This is a genomic window from Streptomyces sp. NPDC041068 (assembly GCF_040647455.1).
Lineage (GTDB): Bacteria > Actinomycetota > Actinomycetes > Streptomycetales > Streptomycetaceae > Streptomyces.
This window is the reverse complement of record NZ_JBEZCG010000015.1, coordinates 244,347-267,634: the sequence shown is the minus strand read 5'-3', so window position 1 is coordinate 267,634 and position 23,288 is coordinate 244,347. Positions and strand designations below refer to the sequence as shown.

At 70.8% G+C, this 23,288-nt stretch carries 20 protein-coding genes; 16 read left to right on the top strand and 4 right to left on the bottom strand.

Annotation, left to right across the window (positions count from 1 at the left end):
* Window positions 1-39 precede the first annotated feature (39 nt).
* Window positions 40-576: an HNH endonuclease gene (locus AB0B50_RS32120; RefSeq protein WP_150184145.1), complete on the bottom strand. Its 537-nt coding sequence runs from the start codon at window positions 574-576 to the stop codon at window positions 40-42.
* A gap of 297 nt (window positions 577-873) precedes the next feature.
* Between AB0B50_RS32120 and AB0B50_RS32115 the strand changes: the two genes are divergently transcribed.
* Window positions 874-1,956, top strand: coding sequence for a mechanosensitive ion channel family protein (locus tag AB0B50_RS32115; RefSeq protein ID WP_362339308.1), 1,083 nt, complete (start codon window positions 874-876; stop codon window positions 1,954-1,956).
* A 72-nt stretch (window positions 1,957-2,028) separates the two neighbouring features.
* Here AB0B50_RS32115 and AB0B50_RS32110 read toward each other — a convergent pair whose 3' ends face one another.
* Together AB0B50_RS32110 and AB0B50_RS32105 are read right to left on the bottom strand one after the other, a co-directional pair.
* Window positions 2,029-2,613 (bottom strand): Uma2 family endonuclease, encoded by a 585-nt coding sequence (locus tag AB0B50_RS32110; RefSeq protein WP_362339307.1) that lies wholly within the window; start codon window positions 2,611-2,613, stop codon window positions 2,029-2,031.
* Window positions 2,614-2,693: 80 nt separating this feature from the next.
* Window positions 2,694-3,107, bottom strand: coding sequence for an ATP-binding protein (locus tag AB0B50_RS32105; protein ID WP_362339306.1), 414 nt, complete (start codon window positions 3,105-3,107; stop codon window positions 2,694-2,696).
* Between the two features lie 224 nt (window positions 3,108-3,331).
* On the opposite strand from AB0B50_RS32105, the gene AB0B50_RS32100 reads away from it, so the two are divergent.
* Together AB0B50_RS32100 and AB0B50_RS32095 are read left to right on the top strand one after the other, a co-directional pair.
* Entirely contained in the window at window positions 3,332-4,213 is an 882-nt protein-coding gene (locus AB0B50_RS32100; protein WP_362339305.1) for a helix-turn-helix transcriptional regulator, read from the top strand.
* Window positions 4,213-4,407: a DUF397 domain-containing protein gene (locus tag AB0B50_RS32095; RefSeq protein WP_362339304.1), complete on the top strand. Its 195-nt coding sequence runs from the start codon at window positions 4,213-4,215 to the stop codon at window positions 4,405-4,407. Before AB0B50_RS32100 ends, AB0B50_RS32095 begins: the two co-directional genes overlap by 1 nt.
* A 27-nt stretch (window positions 4,408-4,434) precedes the next feature.
* On the opposite strand, the gene AB0B50_RS32090 is transcribed toward AB0B50_RS32095, so the two are convergent.
* Window positions 4,435-4,836 (bottom strand): hypothetical protein, encoded by a 402-nt coding sequence (locus AB0B50_RS32090; RefSeq protein ID WP_362339303.1) that lies wholly within the window; start codon window positions 4,834-4,836, stop codon window positions 4,435-4,437.
* A 273-nt stretch (window positions 4,837-5,109) separates the two neighbouring features.
* Here AB0B50_RS32090 and AB0B50_RS32085 point away from each other — a divergent pair, with 273 nt between their 5' ends.
* The 13 genes from AB0B50_RS32085 to AB0B50_RS32025 all read left to right on the top strand — a co-directional run bounded on the left by AB0B50_RS32085 (window position 5,110) and on the right by AB0B50_RS32025 (window position 23,194).
* Window positions 5,110-5,730, top strand: coding sequence for a Uma2 family endonuclease (locus AB0B50_RS32085; protein ID WP_362339302.1), 621 nt, complete (start codon window positions 5,110-5,112; stop codon window positions 5,728-5,730).
* A gap of 922 nt (window positions 5,731-6,652) precedes the next feature.
* The gene (locus AB0B50_RS32080) at window positions 6,653-7,849 is read left to right on the top strand and encodes an ROK family transcriptional regulator (protein ID WP_362339301.1); all 1,197 of its coding nucleotides are present in this window, start codon (window positions 6,653-6,655) and stop codon (window positions 7,847-7,849) included.
* A gap of 53 nt (window positions 7,850-7,902) precedes the next feature.
* Complete coding sequence (locus tag AB0B50_RS32075; protein WP_362339300.1) at window positions 7,903-9,243, top strand: ABC transporter substrate-binding protein; 1,341 nt, start codon at window positions 7,903-7,905, stop codon at window positions 9,241-9,243.
* 14 nt (window positions 9,244-9,257) lie between these two features.
* Window positions 9,258-10,193: a sugar ABC transporter permease gene (locus tag AB0B50_RS32070; protein ID WP_362339299.1), complete on the top strand. Its 936-nt coding sequence runs from the start codon at window positions 9,258-9,260 to the stop codon at window positions 10,191-10,193.
* 9 nt (window positions 10,194-10,202) lie between these two features.
* The gene (locus AB0B50_RS32065) at window positions 10,203-11,111 is read left to right on the top strand and encodes a carbohydrate ABC transporter permease (protein WP_362339298.1); all 909 of its coding nucleotides are present in this window, start codon (window positions 10,203-10,205) and stop codon (window positions 11,109-11,111) included.
* A gap of 8 nt (window positions 11,112-11,119) precedes the next feature.
* Window positions 11,120-12,385 carry a 6-phospho-beta-glucosidase gene (locus AB0B50_RS32060; protein ID WP_362339297.1) on the top strand — a complete coding sequence of 422 codons (1,266 nt, stop codon included), beginning with the start codon at window positions 11,120-11,122 and terminating at the stop codon, window positions 12,383-12,385.
* Window positions 12,376-13,371, top strand: a complete 996-nt coding sequence (locus AB0B50_RS32055) for a BadF/BadG/BcrA/BcrD ATPase family protein (protein ID WP_362339296.1) — start codon at window positions 12,376-12,378, stop codon at window positions 13,369-13,371. Before AB0B50_RS32060 ends, AB0B50_RS32055 begins: the two co-directional genes overlap by 10 nt.
* A 336-nt stretch (window positions 13,372-13,707) precedes the next feature.
* Window positions 13,708-15,126, top strand: a complete 1,419-nt coding sequence (locus AB0B50_RS32050; RefSeq protein ID WP_362339295.1) for a hypothetical protein — start codon at window positions 13,708-13,710, stop codon at window positions 15,124-15,126.
* A 32-nt stretch (window positions 15,127-15,158) separates the two neighbouring features.
* Entirely contained in the window at window positions 15,159-16,160 is a 1,002-nt protein-coding gene (locus tag AB0B50_RS32045) for a glutamate ABC transporter substrate-binding protein (protein WP_362339294.1), read from the top strand.
* An 88-nt stretch (window positions 16,161-16,248) separates the two neighbouring features.
* Entirely contained in the window at window positions 16,249-17,568 is a 1,320-nt protein-coding gene (locus AB0B50_RS32040; RefSeq protein WP_362339293.1) for a hypothetical protein, read from the top strand.
* Window positions 17,565-20,270, top strand: coding sequence for a tetratricopeptide repeat protein (locus tag AB0B50_RS32035; protein WP_362339292.1), 2,706 nt, complete (start codon window positions 17,565-17,567; stop codon window positions 20,268-20,270). The genes AB0B50_RS32040 and AB0B50_RS32035 overlap by 4 nt, the downstream gene beginning before the upstream one ends.
* 2 nt (window positions 20,271-20,272) lie before the next feature.
* Entirely contained in the window at window positions 20,273-21,676 is a 1,404-nt protein-coding gene (locus AB0B50_RS32030) for a protein phosphatase 2C domain-containing protein (protein ID WP_362339291.1), read from the top strand.
* Between the two features lie 159 nt (window positions 21,677-21,835).
* Window positions 21,836-23,194 (top strand): VWA domain-containing protein, encoded by a 1,359-nt coding sequence (locus tag AB0B50_RS32025; RefSeq protein ID WP_362339290.1) that lies wholly within the window; start codon window positions 21,836-21,838, stop codon window positions 23,192-23,194.
* Window positions 23,195-23,288 lie beyond the last annotated feature (94 nt).

Below are 23,288 nucleotides of genomic sequence, written 5' to 3'. Positions count from 1 at the left end.
ACCCGACACTCCACGTACGACAAAGGCCCGGATCGAGTGCTAGGCAGAAATGCCGTCGATCCGGGCCATCGCGTCGTCCGCGCCGAACGGCTGCAAGTACGGCAGCCAGCGCGGATCCCTATGTCCGGTCCCGATGATGCGCCACGCGAGGCCCGAGGGAGGGGCGGGCTTGTGCCGCAGGCGCCACCCCAGCTCCATCAGATGGCGATCGGCCTTGACGTGGTTGCAGCGGCGGCAGGAAGCCACCACGTTGTCCCAGGCGTGCTGGCCGCCTCGGCTCTTGGGAATGACGTGGTCGACGCTGGTTGCGACGCCACCGCAGTACATGCACCGACCGCCGTCGCGGGCGAACAGCGCCCGCCTGGTCAGAGGAACGGGCCCCCTGTAAGGGACCCGGACGAACCGCTTGAGGCGGACCACGCTGGGTGCGGGGACGGTGCGCGTTGCGCTGTGCATGAAGGCGCCGGATTCCTCGAGGCAGAGAGCCTTGTTCTCCAGGACGAGGACGAGCGCGCGGCGGAGCGGTACGACGCCGAGGGGCTCGTACGACGCGTTGAGGACCAAGACATGCGGCACGGCGGATGCCTCCTTGTACGCCGGCGGCGCGTGGCTCGCGCCGGGACGATCTGTAGCCAGTCTCCCCTCATGCCTGGTCGTAGCGCCAGCATGTCCCCGTAACGGCCTTGAAGTGTTTTCGACCACAGAGGGCGCGGCACCGGGACATCACTACCTTCTTCCCCAGGTGAGCACCGTCTCTCCCTCGAACATGGCAACGATCCACACACGATGCCCCGTTAGTGTGGTGGGTCTGCCCGGTTCCCCCGGTTCTCTCCAGTTCACCCGGGCAGGCCGCGACACCTGGAGGTATCTGCCGTGCTCTTGTCCGTCCTGTCGGCAGCCGGAACGGACCCGGACGACACGTCGACGCCGAAGGCCCCGACCCTGGAAGACGCCCAGGAGAGCGCCACGAACGCGGCGAGCTGGGTCGAGCAGAACTGGTCCACGTGGCTCGGCATCGGTCTGCGGATCGTGCTGATCGTGGCGATCGCCGTCGTCCTGCGGGTCCTGGTCCGCCGTGCCATCACCAAGCTGATAGATCGCATGAACCGCACGGCGCAGGCGGTCGACGGCACGGCGCTGGGCGGTCTCCTCGTCAACGTCGAGCGCCGCCGCCAGCGCTCGCAGGCCATCGGCTCGGTCCTGCGCTCGGTGGCGTCGTTCCTGATCCTGGGCACGGCCGCGCTCATGATCCTCGGCACGTTCGACATCAACCTGGCGCCGCTGCTCGCGTCCGCGGGTGTGGCGGGCGTGGCGATCGGTTTCGGCGCGCGCAACCTGGTCACCGACTTCCTGTCCGGCGTCTTCATGATCCTTGAGGACCAGTACGGCGTGGGCGACTCGATCGACGCGGGCGTCGCCTCCGGCGAGGTGATCGAGGTCGGCCTGCGCGTGACGAAGCTGCGCGGCGACAACGGCGAGATCTGGTACGTCCGCAACGGCGAGGTCAAGCGCATCGGCAACCTCTCCCAGGGCTGGTCCACGGCGGGTGTCGACGTCACGGTCCGCCCCGACGAGGACCTGGACAAGGTCAAGGAGACCCTCACGGCGGTCGGCGAGACCATGGCCAAGGACGAGCCGTGGAACGAGCGCCTGTGGGGCCCGGTGGAGATCCTGGGCCTGGACAGCGTCCTCCTGGACTCGATGGTGGTGCGGATCTCCGCCAAGACCATGCCGGGCAAGTCCCTGGGTGTCGAGCGGGAGCTGCGCTGGCGGATCAAGCGGGCGTTCGACGAGGCGGGCATCCGCATCGTGGGCGGCCTGCCGCTCCCGACCGGCGACGAGTCGTCCCCCGACCCGACGGCAGGCATGGCGGCCCCCTCCGCCTACGCCTCCACGACGTCCCCGCAGTCGCTGGCGACGACGCCGATACCGCCGCCGAACCTTTCGAAGCCGTAGCGGTATGTGTGAGTGGGGGCGCCCGGAAGATTCCGGGCGCCCCCACTCACATATCGGTCTCGCGGGCCGAACTCACCGCGTCCAGTTCTTGAGGGGCTCGGTGTCGAGGGTGATACCGACTGGGTCGGGCAGGGCGACCTCCTTGCCGAACGGCAGCGTCATGACCTGCTCGTACCGGACACCGTCCGGCTGGCTGTGCACCTTGACCTCGCAGGTGTCGCGGTCGATGAGCAGATAGACCGGGATACCCGTCTCGGCGTAGGCACGGGGCTTCTCGACGCGGTCGCGCTCGTCGGTGTCGGAGTCGTACGAGGTGACTTCGACAACCATGAGGACGGGGGCGGGGTCGGCCCATTCGCCTTGGCCGACGAAGGCATCGGCAGGGGCCAGTGAGCCGTCGGGGCGGGCGCGCCCCCCGCGGTAGGTCTCGATCACGAGCCCCTGGCTGGGATCCAGCCACAGGTCGGGGTTGTGCTGCATGCAGATGCGGATCAGCCACTGGATGATGCGTCCGTGGTCGCCGTCGGGCACGGCCTTCCCCCTGATGTGTCCATGAATGAACTCAAGCCGTGCGCCCTCTGCGGCGCGGGCCGCGCTCCGGGCGATTTCCTCGAACTCGGTGACCAGCATCTGCGGCCGATCGGATGTCACGGTCACGAGCCTCCTCCTGCACACGCGGGGATTCGACCTCCAGCCTACGGACGCTGCCGCTGCGGCGCGCACCTGTCCACCCGCGTTCACCACGTCAGCTCCGCATACACGGCTTTACCGACAGTGCACGGCTCGCAGCCCCACCGATCGGCGAGCGCGCCGATCAGGAGCAGACCGCGCCCGAACTGGTCCGTGCCGCCCGCCACGCGCGGCTCCGGCAGGCGCTCGCCGCGCGGGTCGGTGACTTCGATACGGAGGACGTCGGTGGTGAGGATGATCCGTACGCGGATGAGGCGGTCGCGGAGGCTGCCGTGGAGGAGGGCGTTGGTCATCAGCTCGGAGACGACGAGGGCGGCGTCTCCGGCGAGGCCGGGGTGCCCCCAATCGGCGACGAGGCGGGCGGTTCTGCGGCGGGCGAGGGTGACGCTGCGGGCGTGGGGTGTGTAGTCGAGGCGGTCTTCGTAGCGAACGAGAGGGAGTTGAGCTTCGGGTTCAGCCATGACGCGCACCTCCGTGTGCGGTCTGGACGGCGGTGGCTCTGCCGTCCCTTGCCGGTTCTTTCCGGGGCAGGACGGTGCGCTTCCGCCAACTGGCGCCGCTGGGTTAGCGGTTGGGTGCTGAACGTAGCTGCCGGTTCATCTCGGGCTCAAGTCGCCCGGAGATAATTGTCCCCAACGGGTGAACGCCATCGACCGGCTCGCACCTGCCGAGCGACAATGACGCCGTGAAACGATCAGCCAATCTCGGCAACAGGGCGTCAACTGTCCTGGGGCGCAAGCTCGGTGGAGAACTGCTGCGGCTGCGCGACGCCGCAGGAAAGACCCAGCAGCAGGCCGCCCGGACCATCAGCGCGACGAACTCGAAGATCGTGAAGATGGAGCAGGGCTGGGTCCCCATGCGGGACCCGGACATCCGGGTGCTGTGCGAGTTCTACGAGTTGCTGGACCCGAAGGCCGTCGCCCGGATGCTGGAGTTGGCGAGGCTGGACCGGGAGCGACGCAAGGCCAAGGGGTGGTGGCAGCACGCACCCCAGGCGGAGGCGATGGCCGAGTACATCGCGATGGAAGATGTCGCGACCGGCGTACGCGCGTGGCAACAGGCACTGGTGCCAGGCCTGTTGCAGACACCCGCATACACGAGGGCGCTCGCCGTCAGCGAAGGGTTGTGGGAGGACCCGGACGAGATCGAAGGCATCGTCGGCGTACGCGTGAAGCGCCAGTCCCGTCTGTCAGGGGCTCAGCCGCTCCAGTTCTACGCGGTGATCGGAGAGTCAGCGCTGCGACAGCAGGTCGGTGGACCCGAGGTCATGCGCGCGCAGCTCCAGCACCTGCTGGAGGCGGCCCAACTCCCCAACGTACGCATCCAGGTGCTGCCGTTCCGCGCGGGAAGCCACGCGTGCATCGCAGGCTCCTTCAGCATCATCTCCTTCGCCGAGACCGACGCGATGGACGTTGTCCATGCCGACGGCATCGCAGCTACCGTGTGGGTCGAGAACGACTCCGAGAGCTCCACGTACAGGACGTTCTTCGAACGCACGGCACGACTGAGCCTGGCCCCGCGAGACTCGCTCGGCCTGATCGAGACCATCAGCGAGGACATGCACTGATGAACAGCTTCGACTTCATAAAGTCCAGCTACAGCACGGCGAGCGGCGAGTGCGTCGAAGTAGCGATCAACGTCCCGGGAACCGTCGCTGTCCGCGACTCCAAGGAGCTCGACGGCGACGCCGACAGCGGCGACGCCCCGATACTCCGCCTGGCCCCGGCAGCCTGGACACGCTTCACCGCGTCCCTGCGCTGAACCGGGGCCGTCCAGCTGGAGGGCAGCTCAGAAGTGGACCTCCGCGCAGGCGCGCCCGCGCAGCTCCATCCCACTGCCCGTGTGCTCCCAGCCTTCGGCACAGAGCACGGAACCGTTGGGCAGGTCACGCCCGACCGGCACGGTGAACTTCTGGTGGTACCCCCAGAAGCCGGTCGCGCTGTTCCGGTCGATCCCGCCACCGTAGATGTGGAAGTGCCCGGTGAAGTCACCGTTCCAGGTGGTCGCCGCGGAGATCTTCTCCACCCGCAGACCGCTGCCCTCTACGGAGATGCAGGTCCGGTCGTTGCACCCGTTGGCCCCGGCGAACGCGGACGGCGCCCCGGCGAGGACCGCCACCCCGACACACACCGCGCTCACAGCCACCCGCATCCGCCGCCGCGCCTTCGCACCCATACCGCTACCGCTCATCGCGCACATCCCTCTCGAACCGACCGTCAAGGCGAGGCGATCTTGGCAGCGCACCCGCTCGCGGAACAGCGCCGACCAGGCAAGTTCACCCCGACGGTCGACGCCGCCGTCGCGCCGCCCCACGGCCGTCCGCGGTCAGGCCAGAGCGGTCCAGCGCGCTCGTTCGAGTGACGGGACACAGGTTCCCCGGCACCCGGGGAACCTGCTCGCCATGCTTCCGCTGGGGCACCCGGAGCGGGCGTAGCCTGGCATCAGCGACAGGGAGGACCAGCGATGAGCGCCGATCCCATCACGGAGCCGAGCATGCCGCAGCAGCAGGACCCCATCGATCTACTGATCGCGTTCGAAGAGGCATCCGAGGTACCGATTCGTCCCGAGTACTTCGAGGGGATGGGCATTGTGCCTCCACAGCCCGATGACGAGCACAACCACGAGGCAGCCGAGCTGTACTTCCAATTGCGCTCCGCGGGGTTCCGCCTGGCCGGCTTCGGCAACGGCTACCGCATCGGCCCCAAGAAGGGCCGCACCACTGCACTGGTCGTCCCCGACTTCTACGTGCGTCGTCGCAGGCCCAGCGAGCTCGACGAGTCGTACCGCAAGGCCCACAAGGGCTGGTACTCCATCGAACTGCTCGCCCTCGTCGGCGAGATCACCTCCAGCAACCACGAGACCGACACCGGCCCGAAGTACCGCACCTACGCCGCCGCGGGCGTCCCCGTCTACGTGCTGCTCCACCGCCAGCAGGGCAAGGCGTTCGCCTACTCCGACCCGGTCCAAGGCGAGGACCCGGCCAAGGCCCACTACGCCACCAAGGTGGAGGTGGAACTGGGCCACCCGCTGCCGCTTCCCGCCCCCTACCCGAAGCTCGACACGGAGTTCCTCGTGGAGGAGTAACGCTCCAAGGGCCTCCGCCCGGCCGGTGACCGCACCTCACCACAGGCGGGGGCGGGTGGGTGGGGACGAGGCGGGGCCGATGCAGTTCCGGGCACAAAAGGGTCAGCGCGACGCAGGGTGCGAGAAGGGTGAGCCCGACTCCGGTCACGCGCCCGGCGACCGCACTTCGCCACGGGTGGGGGCGGGCGGGACGAGGCGAGGCCGGGGCAGTGCCGGGTCAGACGGGCGCTCGGCGGTACCGACAGGTGCAGGGCACTAAACACGAGGCCGAGCCCGCGCAGCGCAGGGCATGAAGCGCAGGGCCGAGCCCGCGCAGCGCAGAACACGAAGCGCAGGGCCGAGCCCGCGCAGCGCAGGGCATGAAGCGCCAGGCCGAGCCCGCGCGGTGCGGGCGGCCAGGGCACGGAACCGAGCCTCAACCCACCGAGTACCAAGGCCGTCGCCCGGTTCCCCCTCAAAGGCCTCGCCCAGTCCGTGACCGCACCTCACCACAGGCGGGGGCGGGTGGGTGGGGACCAGGGAGGGGCTGAACAGCTCAGGGCCGCGCAAGGGCCGGTACGGCGGGTGGGTGGGACCAGGCGGGGGCGGCATGCCCCCCGGGGCACCGAAGGCGGTCACCCCCCGGTGCCGGTGCGATGCCCGTGGCCTCGCCGTGAGGTCCCTGCGTCCGCCCCACCCCGCAGACGTTCCACGACCCGGCCCCGACCTCGTCCTCGTACGAACTGAACGCACCCTCCGCAACACCCGCCCCCGCAGGTAACGACTTGGTAGCCGCCAGGGCGCTCGCTATTGACGGTCCATTCACGCCAGCCTTACGGTCCTCACGAATTGGAAAGTTTCCTAACAGTTGCTTTCCGGTCCCCCGACCACCGCTCCCGACACCGCCGTCGAGGAGCCGCGCAGCCGAAGGGCAGGTGTCGTCATGCCAGCAGCGGGCAACGGCAGCAGCACTCCCGGAACCCCGGGCACCCCCGGCACCCCCCGTGTGCTGCGCGCCATGAACGACCGGGCCGTCCTGGACCTCCTCGTCGCGCACGGCCCCCTCACCCGCACCCGCATCGGCGAGCTGACCGGCCTCTCCAAGCCGACCACCTCGCAGCTCCTCGGCCGCCTCGAAGCCGCCGGGCTCGTGCACACCACCGGCAGCCTCAGCGGCCGTCCAGGACCCAACGCCCTGCTGTACGAGATCGATCCGGGCGCCGGGCACGTCGCCGCGCTCTCCGCCGACCCGACCGGCATCACCGCCCTCGTCGCCGACATCACCGGCACCGTCCTCGCCCAGGAGCGCGTGGAGGCCGACGCCGTCGCCGAGGACGTGCGCCACCGCACCGCCCAGCTGGTCGCCGAGGCCGTCGACGGCGCCCTGCGCCAGGCCGGGCTCGACCACGACGACCTGCGGGCCGCGGTCATCGGCACCCCCGGCGCCATCGACCCGCAGACCGGCCAGCTCCGCTACGCCCCACACCTGCCCGGCTGGCATTCGCGGACCCTGCGCGACGACCTCGCCGCCGTCCTCGGCACCCCCGTCTCCATCGAGAACGACGTGAACCTCGCCGCGGTCGCCGAGCAGTACGAAGGCGCCGCCCAGGACCACGACAACTACGTGCTCACCTGGCTCGACGACGGCGTCGGCGCCGCCATCGTCCTCGGCGGCGTCCTGCTGCGCGGCGCCACCGGCGGCGCGGGCGAGATCGGCTACATGCCGCTGCCCGGCGCCCCGCTCGCCAGGGGCGGCCCGGAGGCGACCCGCGGCCCGGACGGAGGCGGCGGCTTCCAGAGCCTCGTCTCCGCGCCCGTCGTCACCCAACTGGCAGGGCCCGGAGCCACCTTGGCCGACGCCTTCGCCGACGACACCGTCCTGGACGAGGTGGCCCGGCGCCTGGCCACCGGCATCGCCGCGGTCGTCGCCGTCGTCGACCCCGAACTCGTCGTCCTGTCCGGCTCGGTGGCCCAGGCCGGCGGCGACAAACTGCGCGTCCGCGTCGAGGAGGAGCTGACCGGGCTCGCCCTGCCGCGCCCGCAGGTCCGCATCAGCGAGCTCGACGGCGACCCGATCCTCACCGGCGCCCTCCGCTCGGCCCTCACCCAGGCCCGCGACCAGGTCTTCGACACCGCCTGATTCGCCCCACCACTCCCCTGTCCCAACTCCCCTCCCCGCAAAGGAAGTCCGCCATGCCGCGATGGCGCATGCCCACCTGCGCGTCCGCGGCGCTCGCCGCAGCCGGCCTGTTGCTCTCCGGCTGCGCCAACCCGAGCGTCGGCAGCGCCAACGACGACCCGACCAAGCCGGTCACCCTGAAGTTCTGGCACGGCTGGTCGAACCCCGGCGAGGTCAAGGCGGTCGACGACAGCATCGCCCGGTTCGAGAAGCTGCACCCGAACATCAAGGTGGAGGCCACCGGCAACGTCACCGACGCCACCGTCAACCAGGCGCTGCGCGCGGGCGGCGACAAGGCCCCGGACGTGGTGTCCTCCTTCACCACCAACAACGTCGGGCAGTACTGCGAGTCCGGGATGTGGGCCGACCTCGACCCCTTCATGAAGAAGACCGGGGTGGAGAAGGAGAAGATCTTCCCCAAGACCCTTCTCGACTACACCAGCTACCGGGGCAACCAGTGCGCCCTGCCGCTCCTCGCCGACGCCTACGGCATGTACTACAACAAGGACGCCTTCAAGGAGGCGGGCATCGCGCGTCCGCCGCGGACCATGTCCGAGCTGGAGCGTGACGCCAAGAAGCTGACCGTGCGCAGCGGCAAGGACTCGTACAAGCGCGTCGGGTTCATGCCCAACTTCCGGCTCTACCAGAACAGTCCGGACCGGCTCTTCGCCCAGTGGGGCCCGACGTACTTCGACGCCCAGGGCAATTCGCGCCTCGCCGAGGAACCGGCGACGTACAAGTTCTTCAAGCAGGCCGGTGAACTGGCCGATGCCCAGGGCGGGTTCGACGACCTGGAGAAGTTCCGGCTCACCTTCGGCGACGAGATGTCCAACCAGAACGCCTTCCTGACCGGGAAGCTCGCCATGCACCTGGACGGCGAGTGGCGCGGCCTGATGCTCGACGAGGCCAAGGCCGACTTCGACTGGGGCGTCGCGCCGCTGCCCGTCCCCGACGACCAGAAGGACACGTACGGACGCGGCTTCATCACCGGCACCGTCGCCGGCATCGCGCACAGCTCCAAGCACCAGAACGCCGCCTGGGAGCTGGTGAAGTTCCTGACCACGAACACCGACCAGGTCGTGGACTTCGCCAACGACATCCACAACGTGCCCTCCACCTTCGCCGCGCTGAAGTCGCCGCGCCTGGACGCCGATCCGACGTTCCGGTCCTTCTTCCGGGTCCTGGAGAACAAGCACAGCAAGGCCCTGCCGCCCTCCACGAACGGCGGCGCGTACGTCGTCTCGCTGCAGGACTTCTCGTACTCCGTCGAGGCCGGGCGCGTGGGCGATCTGCGCAAGGGCCTGCAGAAGCTCGACCAGCAGATCGACGCCGACACCCTCCAGTCGAAGAGCTAGCTGAGGACCCCGCCATGGCACTTTCCCTCTCCAACCCCGCGCGCCGCAGACTGCGTACGCTCGGCTTCCTCTCCCCCTGGCTGGTCGGCTTCAGCGTCTTCTTCGCGTATCCGCTGATCGCGACCGTGTACTTCTCGTTCATGCACTACAACCAGATCAAGGAGCCCACCTTCGTGGGCCTCAGGAACTGGAAGTACGTGTTCCAGGACATGCCCCTGTTCGGGCCCGCCCTGTGGAACACCCTGTGGCTGGTCGTGATCATGGTGGCCCTCCGGGTGGTCTTCGGGCTCTCGCTCGGGCTGCTCATCACGAAGATCAAGACGGGGGTCGGGTTCTTCCGGACGGCTTTCTACATCCCCTACCTCGCCCCGCCGGTGGCCGCCACCGTCGCCTTCGTCTTCCTGCTCAACCCGGGCACGGGTCCCGTCAATGAAATCCTCGGCGCGATCGGGATCTCCGGGCCGAACTGGTTCAACGACCCCGACTGGGCCAAGCCCTCGCTCGTGCTCCTGTCCATGTGGGGCATCGGCGACCTGATGGTGATCTTCATGGCCGCGCTGCTCGACGTGCCCAAGGAGCAGTACGAGGCAGCCGAGCTGGACGGCGCGGGGGCCTGGGCCAAGTTCCGCTACGTCACCTGGCCCTCGATCACGCCGATCGTGATGTTCGCGGTCGTCACGGGCGTCGTGCAGACCATGCAGTACTACACACAGGCCCTGGTCGCGGGGAAGGTCGCCTCCGGCGTCTCCATCGGGCCCGGCTCGGTGATCCAGCCCGGCTACCCGGACCACTCGACCCTCACGGTCCCCCAGCTCGTCTACTCGATGGGCTTCCAGAACTTCAACACCGGTGCGGCGTGCGTTCTCTCGCTCGTGCTCTTCGCCATCGCCATGGCCGTGACGATGCTCCTGATGCGCAAGCGCTCCGGGCTGCTCGCGGCGGAGGACTGAGGACTTTCGATGACTTCCACGACTCTGAGCGCGCCCACGTCGACGCCCGAGAAGGCCGCCCCACCGCGGGGCCCCGCGGCCGCCCGCGCCCGCCGCAAGCGCATCCTGCACTGGATCGCCGTGCACAGCGTGGCCATAGCCATCGCGCTGCTCTTCGTCCTGCCGTTCGTGTTCGTCTTCCTGACCTCGGTCATGAGCGACTCGCAGGCGATGAGCGGCGACCTGTGGCCCGACTCCTGGCACTGGTCCAACTACAAGACGGTGTTCGAGACGCCGGGCTTCCTGGACTGGTGGCGCAACTCCCTGATGTACGCCGGGCTCGGTACCCTCTTCACGGTCTGCTCGGCCATCCCCGTGGCGTACGCGCTCGCCAAGTTCCGCTTCCGCGGCCGGCGCACCGCGATGCTGCTCGTCATCTCGACGATGATGCTGCCGCCGCAGGTCATCGTGATTCCGATGTACCTGGTGTGGGCCCAGCAGTTCCACCTGTCGGGCACCCTGTGGCCGCTGATCATCCCGATGGCGTTCGGCGACGCGTACTCGATCTTCCTGCTCCGGCAGTTCCTGCTCACCATTCCCAAGGAGTACATCGAGTCGGCGAAGGTCGACGGGTGCGGTGAGTTCCGTACGCTCATCAAGATCATCGTGCCGATGGCGAAGCCCGGCATCGCCGCCATCGCGCTCTTCCAGTTCTTCTACTGCTGGAACGACTACTTCGGGCCGCAGATCTACGCGGCCCAGAACCCGGGCGCCTGGACGCTGAGTTACGGACTCGAATCCTTCAAGAGCGCCCACAGCGTCAACTGGAACCTGACCATGGCCGCGACGCTGCTCGTCATGGCCCCGGTCATCCTCGTCTTCTTCTTCGCACAAAAGGCCTTCGTCGAAGGCGTCACCCTCACCGGAGTAAAGGGCTGAGAACGGATATGAAGCTCGCAGTGGTCGGCGGAGGGTCGACCTACACACCCGAACTCATCGACGGATTCGCGCGGTTGAGGGACACCCTGCCGATCGAGGAACTGGTCCTCGTGGACCCGGCCGCCGACCGCCTGGAGCTGGTGGGCGGCCTCGCGCGGCGCATCTTCGCCAAGCAGGGCCACCCGGGACGCATCGTCACCACCTCCGACGTGGACGCGGGCGTCGCGGACGCCGACGCGGTCCTTCTCCAGCTGCGCATCGGCGGGCAGGCGGCCCGCAACCAGGACGAGACCTGGCCGCTGGAGTGCGGCTGCATCGGCCAGGAGACCACCGGCGCGGGCGGCCTCGCCAAGGCGCTGCGCACGGTGCCCGTCGTCCTCGACATCGCCGAGCGGGTCCGCAGGACCAACCCGAACGCGTGGATCATCGACTTCACCAACCCCGTCGGCATCGTCACGCGGGCGCTGCTCCAGGCCGGGCACAAGGCCGTCGGTCTGTGCAACGTGGCGATCGGCTTCCAGCGCAAGTTCGCCAGGCTGCTCGACGTCGCGCCGGGCCAGGTGCACCTCGATCACGTGGGCCTCAACCACCTGACGTGGGAGACGGGCGTACGCCTCGGGGGTCCCGGCGGCGAGGACGTGCTGCCCGAGCTGCTCTCCGAGCACGGCGACGCCGTCGCCGAGGACCTGCACATGCCGCGCGAGATCGTCGACCGGCTCGGCGTCGTGCCCTCGTACTACCTGCGCTACTACTACCAGCACGACGCCGTGGTCGAGGAGCTGAGGACCAAGCCGTCGCGCGCCGCCCAAGTGGCGGAGATGGAACGCGAGTTGCTGCAGATGTACGGCGACCCCACCCTCGACGAGAAGCCGGAGCTGCTCGCCAAGCGCGGCGGCGCCTTCTACTCGGAGGCCGCCGTGGACCTCGCGGCCTCGCTGCTCGGCAACAGCGGCAGCCCGTACCAGGTCGTCAACACCGTCAACAACGGCACGCTGCCGTTCCTGCCCGACGACGCGGTCATCGAGGTGCAGGCAGCGGTGGACCACACGGGCGCCCGGCCCCTGTCCGTGCCGAAGCTCGACCCGCTGTACGCCGGGCTCATCGCGAACGTCACCGGCTACGAGGACCTGGCCCTGCAGGCCGCCCTGCACGGCGGCCGCGACCGCGTCTTCAAGGCGCTGCTCGCCCACCCGCTGGTCGGCCAGTACGCGTACGCCGAGCAGCTCACCGACAGGCTGATCGCGCACAACCGGGAGCACCTGGCGTGGGCGTAGGCACGAGCGTGCTCGCGATCGACGCGGGCAACAGCAAGACCGACGTCGCGGTGGTCGCGGCCGACGGCACCGTCGTCGGCGCGGCCCGCGGCGGCGGGTTCCAGCCGCCGCAGATCGGCGTCGAACCGGCGGTCGACGTCCTGGCGGACGCGGTGACACGGGCGTTCGCCGAGGCGGGCGTGGACTCCGTGGGCCATGTGTCCGCATGTCTGGCCAACGCCGATCTGCCCGTCGAGGAGCGGGAGTTGGCGGACGCGCTGCGGCGGCGTGCCTGGGGCGCGACGGTCGATGTACGCAACGACACCTTCGCGATCCTGCGCGCCGGGCTCCTGGAGGACGCCGAGCCACGCGGCGTCGCCGTGGTGTGCGGCGCGGGCATCAACTGCGTCGGCATGCTGCCCGACGGGCGCACCGCCCGCTTCCCCGCCATCGGCCGGATCTCCGGCGACTGGGGCGGGGGCGGCGGCCTCGCCGAGGAGGCGCTCTGGTTCGCGGCGCGCGCCGAGGACGGCCGCGGCGAGCCGACCGCGCTGCGCGAGGCGCTGCCCGCGCACTTCGGCCTGGCGTCCATGTACGCGCTGATCGAGGCGCTGCACCTGGGCCGCATCGCCCCGGTCCGGCGGCACGAGTTGACGCCGGTGCTCTTCGCCACGGCGGCGGCGGGCGACGCCGTGGCGCGCTCCCTGGTGGACCGGATGGCCGACGAGGTCGTCGCCATGGCGACCGTCGCCCTCGGCCGCCTCGGCCTGCTCGACGAGGAGGCGCCCGTCCTGCTGGGCGGCAGCGTCCTCGCGGCCCGCCATCCCCAACTCGACGACCGCATCCGGGCGTTGCTCGCGAACCGGGCGCCCAAGGCGGCGCCCCGGGTGGTCAGCGCCCGTCCGGTGCTCGGCGCGGCGCTGCTCGGACTCGACCGGGTCGGAGCGCCGACCGAGGTGCACGCGCGCGTGCGGGAGCACTACGAAGGCGGCACGCAAGGGCGTTGAGGAATCCCGCCCACGCACCGCACGGACGGCGCGCACGGGCATTGACCGGTTCCCGTCCGAGCCGTGCGCGCGGGCGGGAACCGAACCCCCCTCAATCTCGTGTACATGGGCAGGGATCCGAACAAGATCGAGTCAAGGCCTGTGCGGATGTCAGTCCCTGCGGCAATACTTGCGGCCGTGCACTTCTTCCCGCGCCGCGCGCGCCGGGCGGAAGAACCGTCCGGTAGACCCGAGGGGGAGGTCGAGGTCAAGGTGACAGATCCGCCGAACGGCAGCGCGGTGCCGCCGGGTCCGCCCGGTCACGCCCCGGCCCCGGCAGGGAAACCCCTGCCGACCATGCCTTCCGTGCCGCCGCAGGCGCAGGGCGGCGCTCCTCCCGTGCCGAGCACCCCGCCCGCGCGGCTCACCGCCGCCACCCCCGCGCGCCGCACCGCCTGGTCCGAGGGCGTCGACCGGTTGCGCTCCGCCGCGACCACGGAACCGGGCAGGCTGCGCATCATCGGGGCCGTCCTCGCCCTGCTCGTCGTCGCGTTCGGCGCGGTCACCACCTGGCAGATGACGGACCGCTCGGCCGCCGCGGACGACGTGCTGCACCGCAGCCAGCCGCTGAGCGCCGACGCCGCGGCCATCTACCGCTCGCTGGCCGACGCCAACACCGCGGCGTCCAGCGGCTTCCTCGCGGGCGGCCAGGAGCCCGCCACCGTCCGTGCCCGGTACGAGCGCGACATCGAGCGCGCCTCCGAGAAGCTCGCCACCGCCGCGTCGAGCGCGGGGGCGGACTCCTCGTCGGCCGCCGCCGTCGGCAAGCTGAACAAGCTCCTGCCCGAGTACACCGGCCTGATCGAGCGCGCCCGCGCCAACAACCGCCAGGGCCTGCCGCTCGGCGGCGCCTATCTGCGGTACGCGAACGACAAGATGCAGACGCAGATGCTCCCGGCCGCCGAGAAGCTCTACAAGGCGGAGAACGAACGCCTGAGCTCCGACTACGCCAACGCGAAGCCGTACCCGTGGTTCGCCATCGCCCTCGGCGTCCTCGCGCTGGCCGCCCTCGTCTGGGCACAGCGCCGCAACTACCGCCGCACGAACCGGGTGTTCAACCCCGGCATGCTCGCCGCCACCGCGACGGCCGGCGTCGTACTGCTCTGGCTCGTCGTCGGCCACACCTTCGCGCGCTCGGGCCTCGACGACTCGTACGACAACGGCGTGCGGTCCCTGAACGTCCTCAACGACGCCCGGATCAGCTCCCTGAAGGCCCGGGGCAACGAGAACCTCACGCTGGTCAGCCGCGGCGCGGAGACCACCGAGGTGAAGGGCGAGCCCGAGGACAAGTTCGACGTCGCCTACCGCGCGCAGATGAAGCAGCTGGGCGACAAGGACAGCGGCCTGCTCGGCAAGGCGGCCGAACTCGCCAGGGAGACGCCCGGCGAGAACCCGGTCATCGAGGCCGCGGAGAACGTGGGCGTGTGGAAGGACCGCCACAAGGTGGCCCGCACCAGCGACGACTCCGGTGACTACCAGGGCGCGCTCGACAAGGTCATCGGCACCAAGGGCAAGAAGCCGACCGGCGAGTGCTTCGACAACGTGGACGCGGCCCTGGACCGCGCCCTGGCGCACGAACAGGGTGAGTTCAAGCAGGCCGCCAAGGACGGCAGGGGCGCCATGAGCGGCCTCCCGGTCGGCGCGGCCGTCCTCGCGGTCCTCGGCGCGGCGGGCGCCGTGCTCGGCATCGGCCGCAGGCTTTCGGAGTACCGGTGATGGGGTCCACGACGGGAGGGGGCGCGCAGACGATGCGTACACGACGTGGCACGGCCAGGCTGCGCGGCTGGGGCGGGGTCGGTGCGATGGGGCTCGCCTGTGCCCTGACGGGGACGCTCGTCCTTGCGCTCCCGGACCGGGGCGACACCGGGACGAGGGGCGCGGACCGCGGCGGCCAGGGCGTCACGACGGCCACGCAGGCGGCGCGGGCCGAGGCCGACGACTGCAACGACCAGAGCCTGCGTCCCTCGCCCAAGGACGGCCCGACGATCGAGCAGATGAAGAGCCGCAAGGTCAAGAAGCTGATCGTCGGCGTCGACCAGAACAGCTACCGCTGGGGCTACCGCGACCCGAACAGCAAGAAGGGGGGCGAGCTCGAGGGCTTCGACATCGACCTCGCGCGCGAGATCGCCGAGGAGATCTTCGGCGACCGCGACGCCATCGTCTTCCGCGCCATCCCCACCAACCAGCGCATTCCCGCGATCAAGAGCGGCCAGGTCGACATGGTCGTACGCACCATGACGATCAACTGCGACCGCCTGGAGGACGTCGACTTCTCCACGGGGTACTTCGAGACGGGCCAGCAGGTGCTCGCCCCGAAGAAGTCCGAGGACATCACCGGCTACAACTCCTCGCTCAAGGGCAAGAAGGTCTGCTCCGCGGTGGGCTCCATCGCGCTGGAGGAGCTGGAGAAGAAGAACTACGGCGCCGACATCTCGACCACGGTGCCCAACCAACTCGACTGCCTGGTGCGGCTCCAGCTCGGCGAGGTGGACGCCGTTGTGACCGACAGCGCGCTCGCCGCGGGCCAGGCCGCGCAGGACCCGACGGTCGAGCTCAAGGGCGAGGAGCCGTTCACCACCGAGCACTACGGCGTGGCGATGAAGAAGGGCTCGGACGACCTGGTCCGCCGGGTCAACAAGGTCCTCGCCGACTACCGCGAGAACGACGGCTGGCAGAAGTCCTACGACAAGTGGCTCAAGGGCGGCCTCGGCGAGGTGTCGGGCCCGCCGAAGGCCGAGTACCGCGACTGACGCGACCGAGACGGAGCGAACAACTGACCTGATACCACTGAAGAGTCACGGGAACACAGAACGGCAACGCAGAGCGGAGAGGTGATCGATGAGCGTCGCGGGACCCCCCGGTCCGGTGATGGACCGGGACGAGGTGGACCGTGCGCTGGCGCGGCTCGACGCCGAGCACGAGGCGATCGAGACCTCGCTCCTCGCCCTGCAGGACCACGCCGGACGCCGCCTCCTGGAAGGCGCCAGGCTCACCGGCGTCACCCAGGACCGCTGGATCGCCACGGAGAGCCGGATCACGCTGCTCTGGGCCTACTTCGACGCCTACGCGGGCGCCCTGCGCACCGCCCACGAGCTGCGCGAACGCAGGCGCTGGCCCAGCCGTGACGACCTCGTCGAGCTCACGGAGCTGCTGCGCGGCGAGTCCGTGACCGTCGCGGGCGGCTCAGCGGCCGGCGCCGCCTCCTCGATCACCGGACCCGCCAGACTCACCGAGCGCTTCACGCTCGAAGAGCTGGTGACCCGCATGAACGACCTGTACGCGGACTCCCTGGACATGGTCGTCGCCGCCGACGCGGTGTGGTCGGCGCTGCCCGCCCGCATCGACCTGCTCGCCGCCGAACTGGCCCGCACCCGCCAGCTCGCGCACTCCGTCGGCGTACGCCCCGGAGAGCATCCCTCGGGCGACGACCTGGAGCGCATCACGCGCACCCTGACCACCCTGCGCGAGCAGGTGGTCTCCGACCCGATCGCCTTCTGGCAGCGCGCGGAGGGCAGTTCGGCACCGGGAGGCGGCCGCCCGGCCACCGACCGTTACGACCGCGAGGCCCGCGCCCTGGAGGAGGTGCGCCGCGAGATCGAGGCGGTGCTCACCGTCCGCCAGGACGCCGAGGCCCGCCTCGGCAGGCTGCGCGACGTGCTCTCGCGCGCGGACCGCACCCTCGCGGAGGCCAGGACCGCCCGCGGCGAGGTCCTCGCCAAGATCGCCGCGTCCGAGGTGCCCGCGGTCAGCGGTCCGCCGACCGCGCTCCAGGAGCAGTTGGCGATGGCCTCGGACTACCGCAGGAACGCCCAGTGGCACCGCCTCTCGCCGCTCCTGGAGTCCCTGGAGCAGAAGGCCGAGGACGAACTGCTGCGCGCCCGCGAGTCGTTGACCGCCGTCACGGCGCCGCTCGCGGTCCGCGCGGAGCTGCGCGGCCGCCTGGACGCGTACAAGGCGAAGGTCGCACGGCACGGCCACGCCGAGGACCCGCTCCTGATCGAGCGGTACGACGCGGCGCGCCGCATGCTGTGGAGCGCGCCCTGCGATCTGCGGGTGGCCGAACAGGCGGTCCTCCGCTATCAGCAGGCCGCCGCCGAGGTGCTCGCGCCGAGGGTCCCGCAGCAGGGCGGGCCCACCGACCGGAGGGGGGAGACGTGAGCCAGCGACAGTGTCAGCGGCCCGGATGCACGGGGTCGTACGAGGACGTCGGCGGCGGCGAGCTGTACTGCGACACCTGCGGCCTCGCCCCGGTCGTCGCGCCGAACGGCATGGTGGGCTCCTCGCCCACCGGCATCACCGGTGGCGGCAAGGGGTCGCGGGGGTCCGGCAGTTCCAGCTCCCGCTCCTCCTCGCGCGCGTCCTCCCGTTCGTCCCGCTCGTCCCGTTCGTCCCGCTCGCAGTCCTCGCGCAGGTCGGTGTCGGGACGGCTGTCCCGTTCCCTGTCCGGCAGTTCGACGTCCCGCTCGGTGTCGGTGCGCAGCTCGGGCTCCGCCGCGGGCTCGTCGGGGCGCGGGCGCCTGGGCGTCGGCCTGGTCGAGGTGCCCGACGTGCCGCGCCCCGACCCGCGCGGCGCGGTGCAGAAGAACCCCGAGGTGCCCGAGCGGAAGCGGTTCTGCTCGCGCTCGGACTGCGGGGCTCCGGTGGGACGTGCGCGCGGTGAACGGCCGGGCCGCACCGAGGGGTTCTGCACCAAGTGCGGCCACCCCTACTCCTTCGTGCCGAAGCTGAACCCGGGCGACATCGTCCACGGCCAGTACGAGGTCGTGGGCTGTCTGGCGCACGGCGGGCTCGGCTGGGTCTATCTCGCCATCGACCGCGCGGTGTCCGACCGCTGGGTGGTCCTCAAGGGCCTGCTCGACACGGGCGACCAGGACGCGATGGCCGCGGCGATCTCCGAGCGCCGCTTCCTCGCCGAGATCGAGCACTCCAACATCGTCCGGATCTACAACTTCGTCGAGCACCTCGACCAGCGCACCGGCTCCATGGACGGCTACATCGTCATGGAGTACGTCGGCGGCAAGTCCCTGAAGGAGATCGCCAACGGCCGCCGCACGGCCGAGGGACGGCGCGATCCACTGCCGGTCGAGCAGGCCTGTGCGTACGGCATCGAGGCCCTGGAAGCACTCGGGCACCTGCACAGCCGCAACCTCCTGTACTGCGACTTCAAGGTCGACAATGCCATCCAGACCGAGGGCCAGCTCAAGGTCATCGACATGGGCGCGGTCCGCAGGATGGACGACGACGAATCCGCGATCTACGGAACGGTCGGCTATCAGGCCCCCGAAGTCGCCGAGTTGGGGCCCTCGGTGGCCTCCGACCTCTACACGGTCGCGCGCACGCTCGCCGTCCTGACCTTCGACTTCCAGGGCTACACGAACGTATTCGTGGACTCCCTGCCCGACCCCGACAACATCGAGGTCTTCCGGAAGTACGAGTCCTTCTACCGGCTCCTGGTGCGCGCCACCGACCCGGACCCGGCCCGCCGCTTCGCGTCCGCGCAGGAGATGGCCGAGCAGCTCACGGGCGTCCTGCGGGAGGTCGTGGCGCTGCAGACGGGGCGGCCGCGGCCCGCGCTCTCCACCCTGTTCGGGCCCGAAGTGAAGGTCCCGGACACGGAGTTGTTCGCGGAGCTGGCCGGGGAGGTGTCCCTCCTGGGGGCGCGCGCCGACGCGGACGGCTCCGGGAACGGCAGGGTCCTGCCGCGCCCCGCCCGCCCCACGGCCGCGATCGCCGCGGGTGCCGAAGGCGGCACGGCCGCAGCTGCCCCTGACCTCGGAGGGTCCGTGGTCACCGGAGGGTCCGTGGTCACCGGAGGGTCCGTGGTCACCGGAGGTCCCGCCGTCGCCGGAGGTCCCGCTGCCCCCGGAGGTCCCGCCGTCGCCGGAGGGATCGTCCGGGGGATCGACGCCGCCTCCACGGCCCTCGCGCTACCCGTCCCCCTGGTGGATCCCGGCGACCCGAACGCGGGCTTCCTCGCCGGTCTCATGGCGTCCGCGCCCGCCGAGCTGATCTCCGCGCTCGGGACGGCGCCCACCGACTCCCTGGAGCTGCAGCTGCGCGGCCTGCGCGCCCGGCTCGCCATGGGCGAACTGGCGCCCGCCGCCGAGGCCCTGGCCGACCTGGAGCTCCAGCACCCGGACGACTGGCGCGTGGTCTGGTACCGCGGTGTCGCGGCCCTGGCGACCGGCGACTTCGAGAACGCGGCGCTGTCCTTCGACGCGGTGTACGACGCCTTCCCCGGCGAGCCCGCGCCGAAGCTGGCGCTCGGCGTGTGCGCGGAGGTCCTCGGCCAGCTGGACAACGCCGCCGAGTACTACCGCCTGGTGTGGACCACCGACCCGAGCCATGTGAGCGCCGCGTTCGGGCTCGCCCGCGTGCAGCTCGCCTCCGGCGACAGGACCGGCGCCGTGCGCACCCTGGAGTCGGTGCCGGAGTCCTCCATCCACTACACCGCGGCCCGGGTCGCATCGGTGCGGGCGCGGCTCCGGCAGCGTATGACGTCGGACACGGCGGCCTCGCCCGGCTCGGCGTTCCTGGACGACCTGACGGCCGCCGCGGGGCAGATCGAGGCCCTCGCGGGGTTCGGGCTCGACGCGGTGCGCAAGGAGCACCTGTCGACCGAGGTTCTGGGGACGGCGCTCGACTGGGTACTCTCCGGTAGGCACTCTGGTCACGCTTCCGCACCACCGGCCACCACCGGTACGCGGACCGTACTGCTCGGCAGCGACCTGGACGAGCGCGGTCTCCGGTTCGGTCTGGAGCGTTCGTACCGGACACTGGCCCGGCTCGCTCAGGGTGGCGAGGAGAGGATCCAACTGGTGGAGCGGGCCAACCGTTTCCGCCCCCGGACGTGGGTGTGAGTATGTCGCAGATGCCCCAGCTGTCTGCCTGCCCCAGCTGTGAGGAGCCGCTGGAGTCGGGTGACCTGTTTTGCGGTGCGTGCGGGTTCGACCTGTCGGCGGTGCCGGCGCGGCCCGACGCCTCCCCCGAGGTCTCTCCCAACGGCTCAGCCGCCGCGGCCGGGCAGCCGGTCGGGCGGTCCGCCGAGTGGCCCGTCGCCCCGGACGTCGACAGCTCCGACATCCCGGTGCCCACCCATCTCCCGACGGACCTGAAGGGCACGGACTCGGCGGGCTCCGAGCTTCCGGAAAGCCCCGTTCCGGAGAACCCCGTTCCGGAGAACCCCGTTCCGGAGAACCCCGCGGGCGCCCCGGACTCCCCGGCCGCTGGTCCCGCCGGCCCCACCGAGCCGGACGAGTACCCCCTGCCCGCCCCGACCCCGGCCGCCGCCGCTCCTGCCGCCACCGCGGACCCTCGTACGACCGCACCCGACCCCACGCCCCCCGCGGGCACGAAGCTCTGCGTGGCCTGCCGCTCAGGCCGGGTCGACCCCGACGGGTACTGCGAGAACTGCGGGCACGCCCAGCCGCGCGAGCGCGACCACATGGAGCAGGAGCTCGACGCGGTCGCCGCGGTCAGCGACCGCGGGCTGCGCCACCACCGCAACGAGGACGCGTTCGCGATCTCCGCGGCCGCGCTGCCCGACGGCTCCCCCGCCGTCGTCGCGATCGTCTGCGACGGCGTCTCCTCCGCGACCCGCCCCGACGAGGCCTCGCTCGCCGCCTCCCGCGCCGCCAACGAATCCCTCCAGGGCTCCCTGCCGCGCGGCACGCACCCGCAGCAGGCCATGCACGACGCGATCCTCTCGGCCGCCGACGCGGTCAACGCCCTTGCCGCGGAGCCCGCTTCGGCCCGCGAGCACAGCCCGCACCAGAACGCCCCCGCGTGCACCCTGGTCGGCACGGTCGTCGCCGGCGGCCTGCTCGTGGTCGGCTGGGTCGGCGACAGCCGTGCCTACTGGGTGCCCGACGACCGCAGCGGCCCCACCGTCCGCCTCACCGAGGACGACTCGTGGGCCGCGCAGATGGTCGCCGCGGGTCTGATGAACGAGGCCGAGGCGTACGCCGACGAGCGCGCGCACGCCATCACGGGCTGGCTCGGCGCCGACGCGTACGAACTGGAGCCGCACACCGCTTCCTTCAAGCCGGACCGCGCGGGTGTAGTGGTGGTGTGCACGGACGGCCTGTGGAACTACGCGGAAGCCGTCGAGGAGATGGCCGACGCCGTGCCCGCCGACGCCGCGGACCGGCCGCTGCACAGCGCCCAGGTCCTGGTCGGCCACGCGCTGGACGGCGGGGGCCACGACAACGTAACAGTGGCGGTCGTCCCGTTCCCGTTCGTGCCGCAAGGGGCAGGATCGGCCTAGAGCGGACGCACCCGGCGTCCGCGCGGACGCACCCAGCATCCACACGGACGCGGACGGCACCCGTGCGGATGTGGACGGACGCGCCAACACACGCGTCACCCCGCCGACTTGGGGGAAGCGGGGGACGACTGTCTGAGGATCTGAGGGGGAGCAGCATCCATGGCCAACTTCTCGAAGTCGAACGTGCCGCAGTTCTCGGTCGACGTCTATCAGAACGAGTTCCTGCCGGAGGGCGGCCGCGAGGTCAACGCCATCGCCACGGTCACGTCGACCGGCGGCGGAACGATCGGTTCCGCGGTCGGCGCCCCACATCTGTACTCCGCGGGCCAGAGCCCGGACGCCGCCGTGGCGATCATGGTCGACTGCTCCGGCTCCATGGACTACCCGCCGACGAAGATGCGGGGCGCCCGTGACGCCACGGCCGCCGCGATCGACGCCGTGCGCGACGGGGTGCACTTCGCGGTGATCGGCGGCACGCACGTCGCCAAGGAGGTCTATCCGGGCAACGGCCGCCTCGCGGTGGCCGACGCCCGCACCCGCGAGCAGGCCAAGCAGGCGCTGCGCAAGCTCAGCGCGGGCGGCGGCACGGCGATCGGCACCTGGCTGCGCCTGGCCGACCGCCTCCTGGCCTCCGCCGAGGTCCCGGCGTCCTCGGTGCGTCACGGCATCCTGCTCACCGACGGCCGCAACGAACACGAGTCGCCCGAGGACCTCAGGGCCGCCCTCGACTCCTGCGCGGGCCGCTTCACCTGCGACGCCCGCGGCGTCGGCACGGACTGGGAGGTGAAGGAGGTCACAGGGATCGCCTCCGCGCTGCTCGGCACCGCCGACATCGTCGCCGACCCGGCCGGGCTCGCCGCCGACTTCACGCAGATGATGGAGGCGGCGATGGGCAAGGAGGTCGCCGACGTCAGCCTGCGACTGTGGACGCCGATGGGCGTGGAGATCAAGTTCGTGAAGCAAGTGGCGCCCACGGTCGAGGAGTTGACCGACCGCCGCACGGAGGCGGGACCGCGCGCCGGGGACTACCCCACGGGGTCCTGGGGCGACGAGTCACGGGATTACCACATCTGTGTGCACGTGCCGGGCGCCGAACTGGGCCAGGAGATGCTCGCGGCCCGTGTCTCGCTCGTCGTGCCGCAGAGCGACGGCAGCGCGCAGACCCTGTCGCAGGGCCTGGTGCGGGCCGTGTGGACGGACGACATGGCGGCCTCCACCTCGATCAATCCGCAGGTCGCGCACTACACGGGCCAGGCGGAACTGGCACAAGTCATCCAGCAGGGTCTGGACGCCCGCAAATCGGGAGATGTCGACGGCGCAACGGCCAAGCTGGGCCGTGCCGTTCAGCTCGCGAGCGCCTCGGGCAACGCGGATACGGCGAAACTGCTTTCGAAGGTGGTGGACGTCGTGGATGCCGCGGCAGGTACTGTTCGATTGAAGGCGAAGGTCGCCGAGGCCGACGAGATGACACTCGAGACGCGGTCGACGAAGACTGTTCGCGTGAAGAAGCAATCGTGAAGAAGCACTCGTGAAGAAGCGGTGACGGGGCGCGTCCGCGCCACGGTCCCCGCGACGACGTACAGCCATGACACGGCCCTCGGGCCGGTGAAGG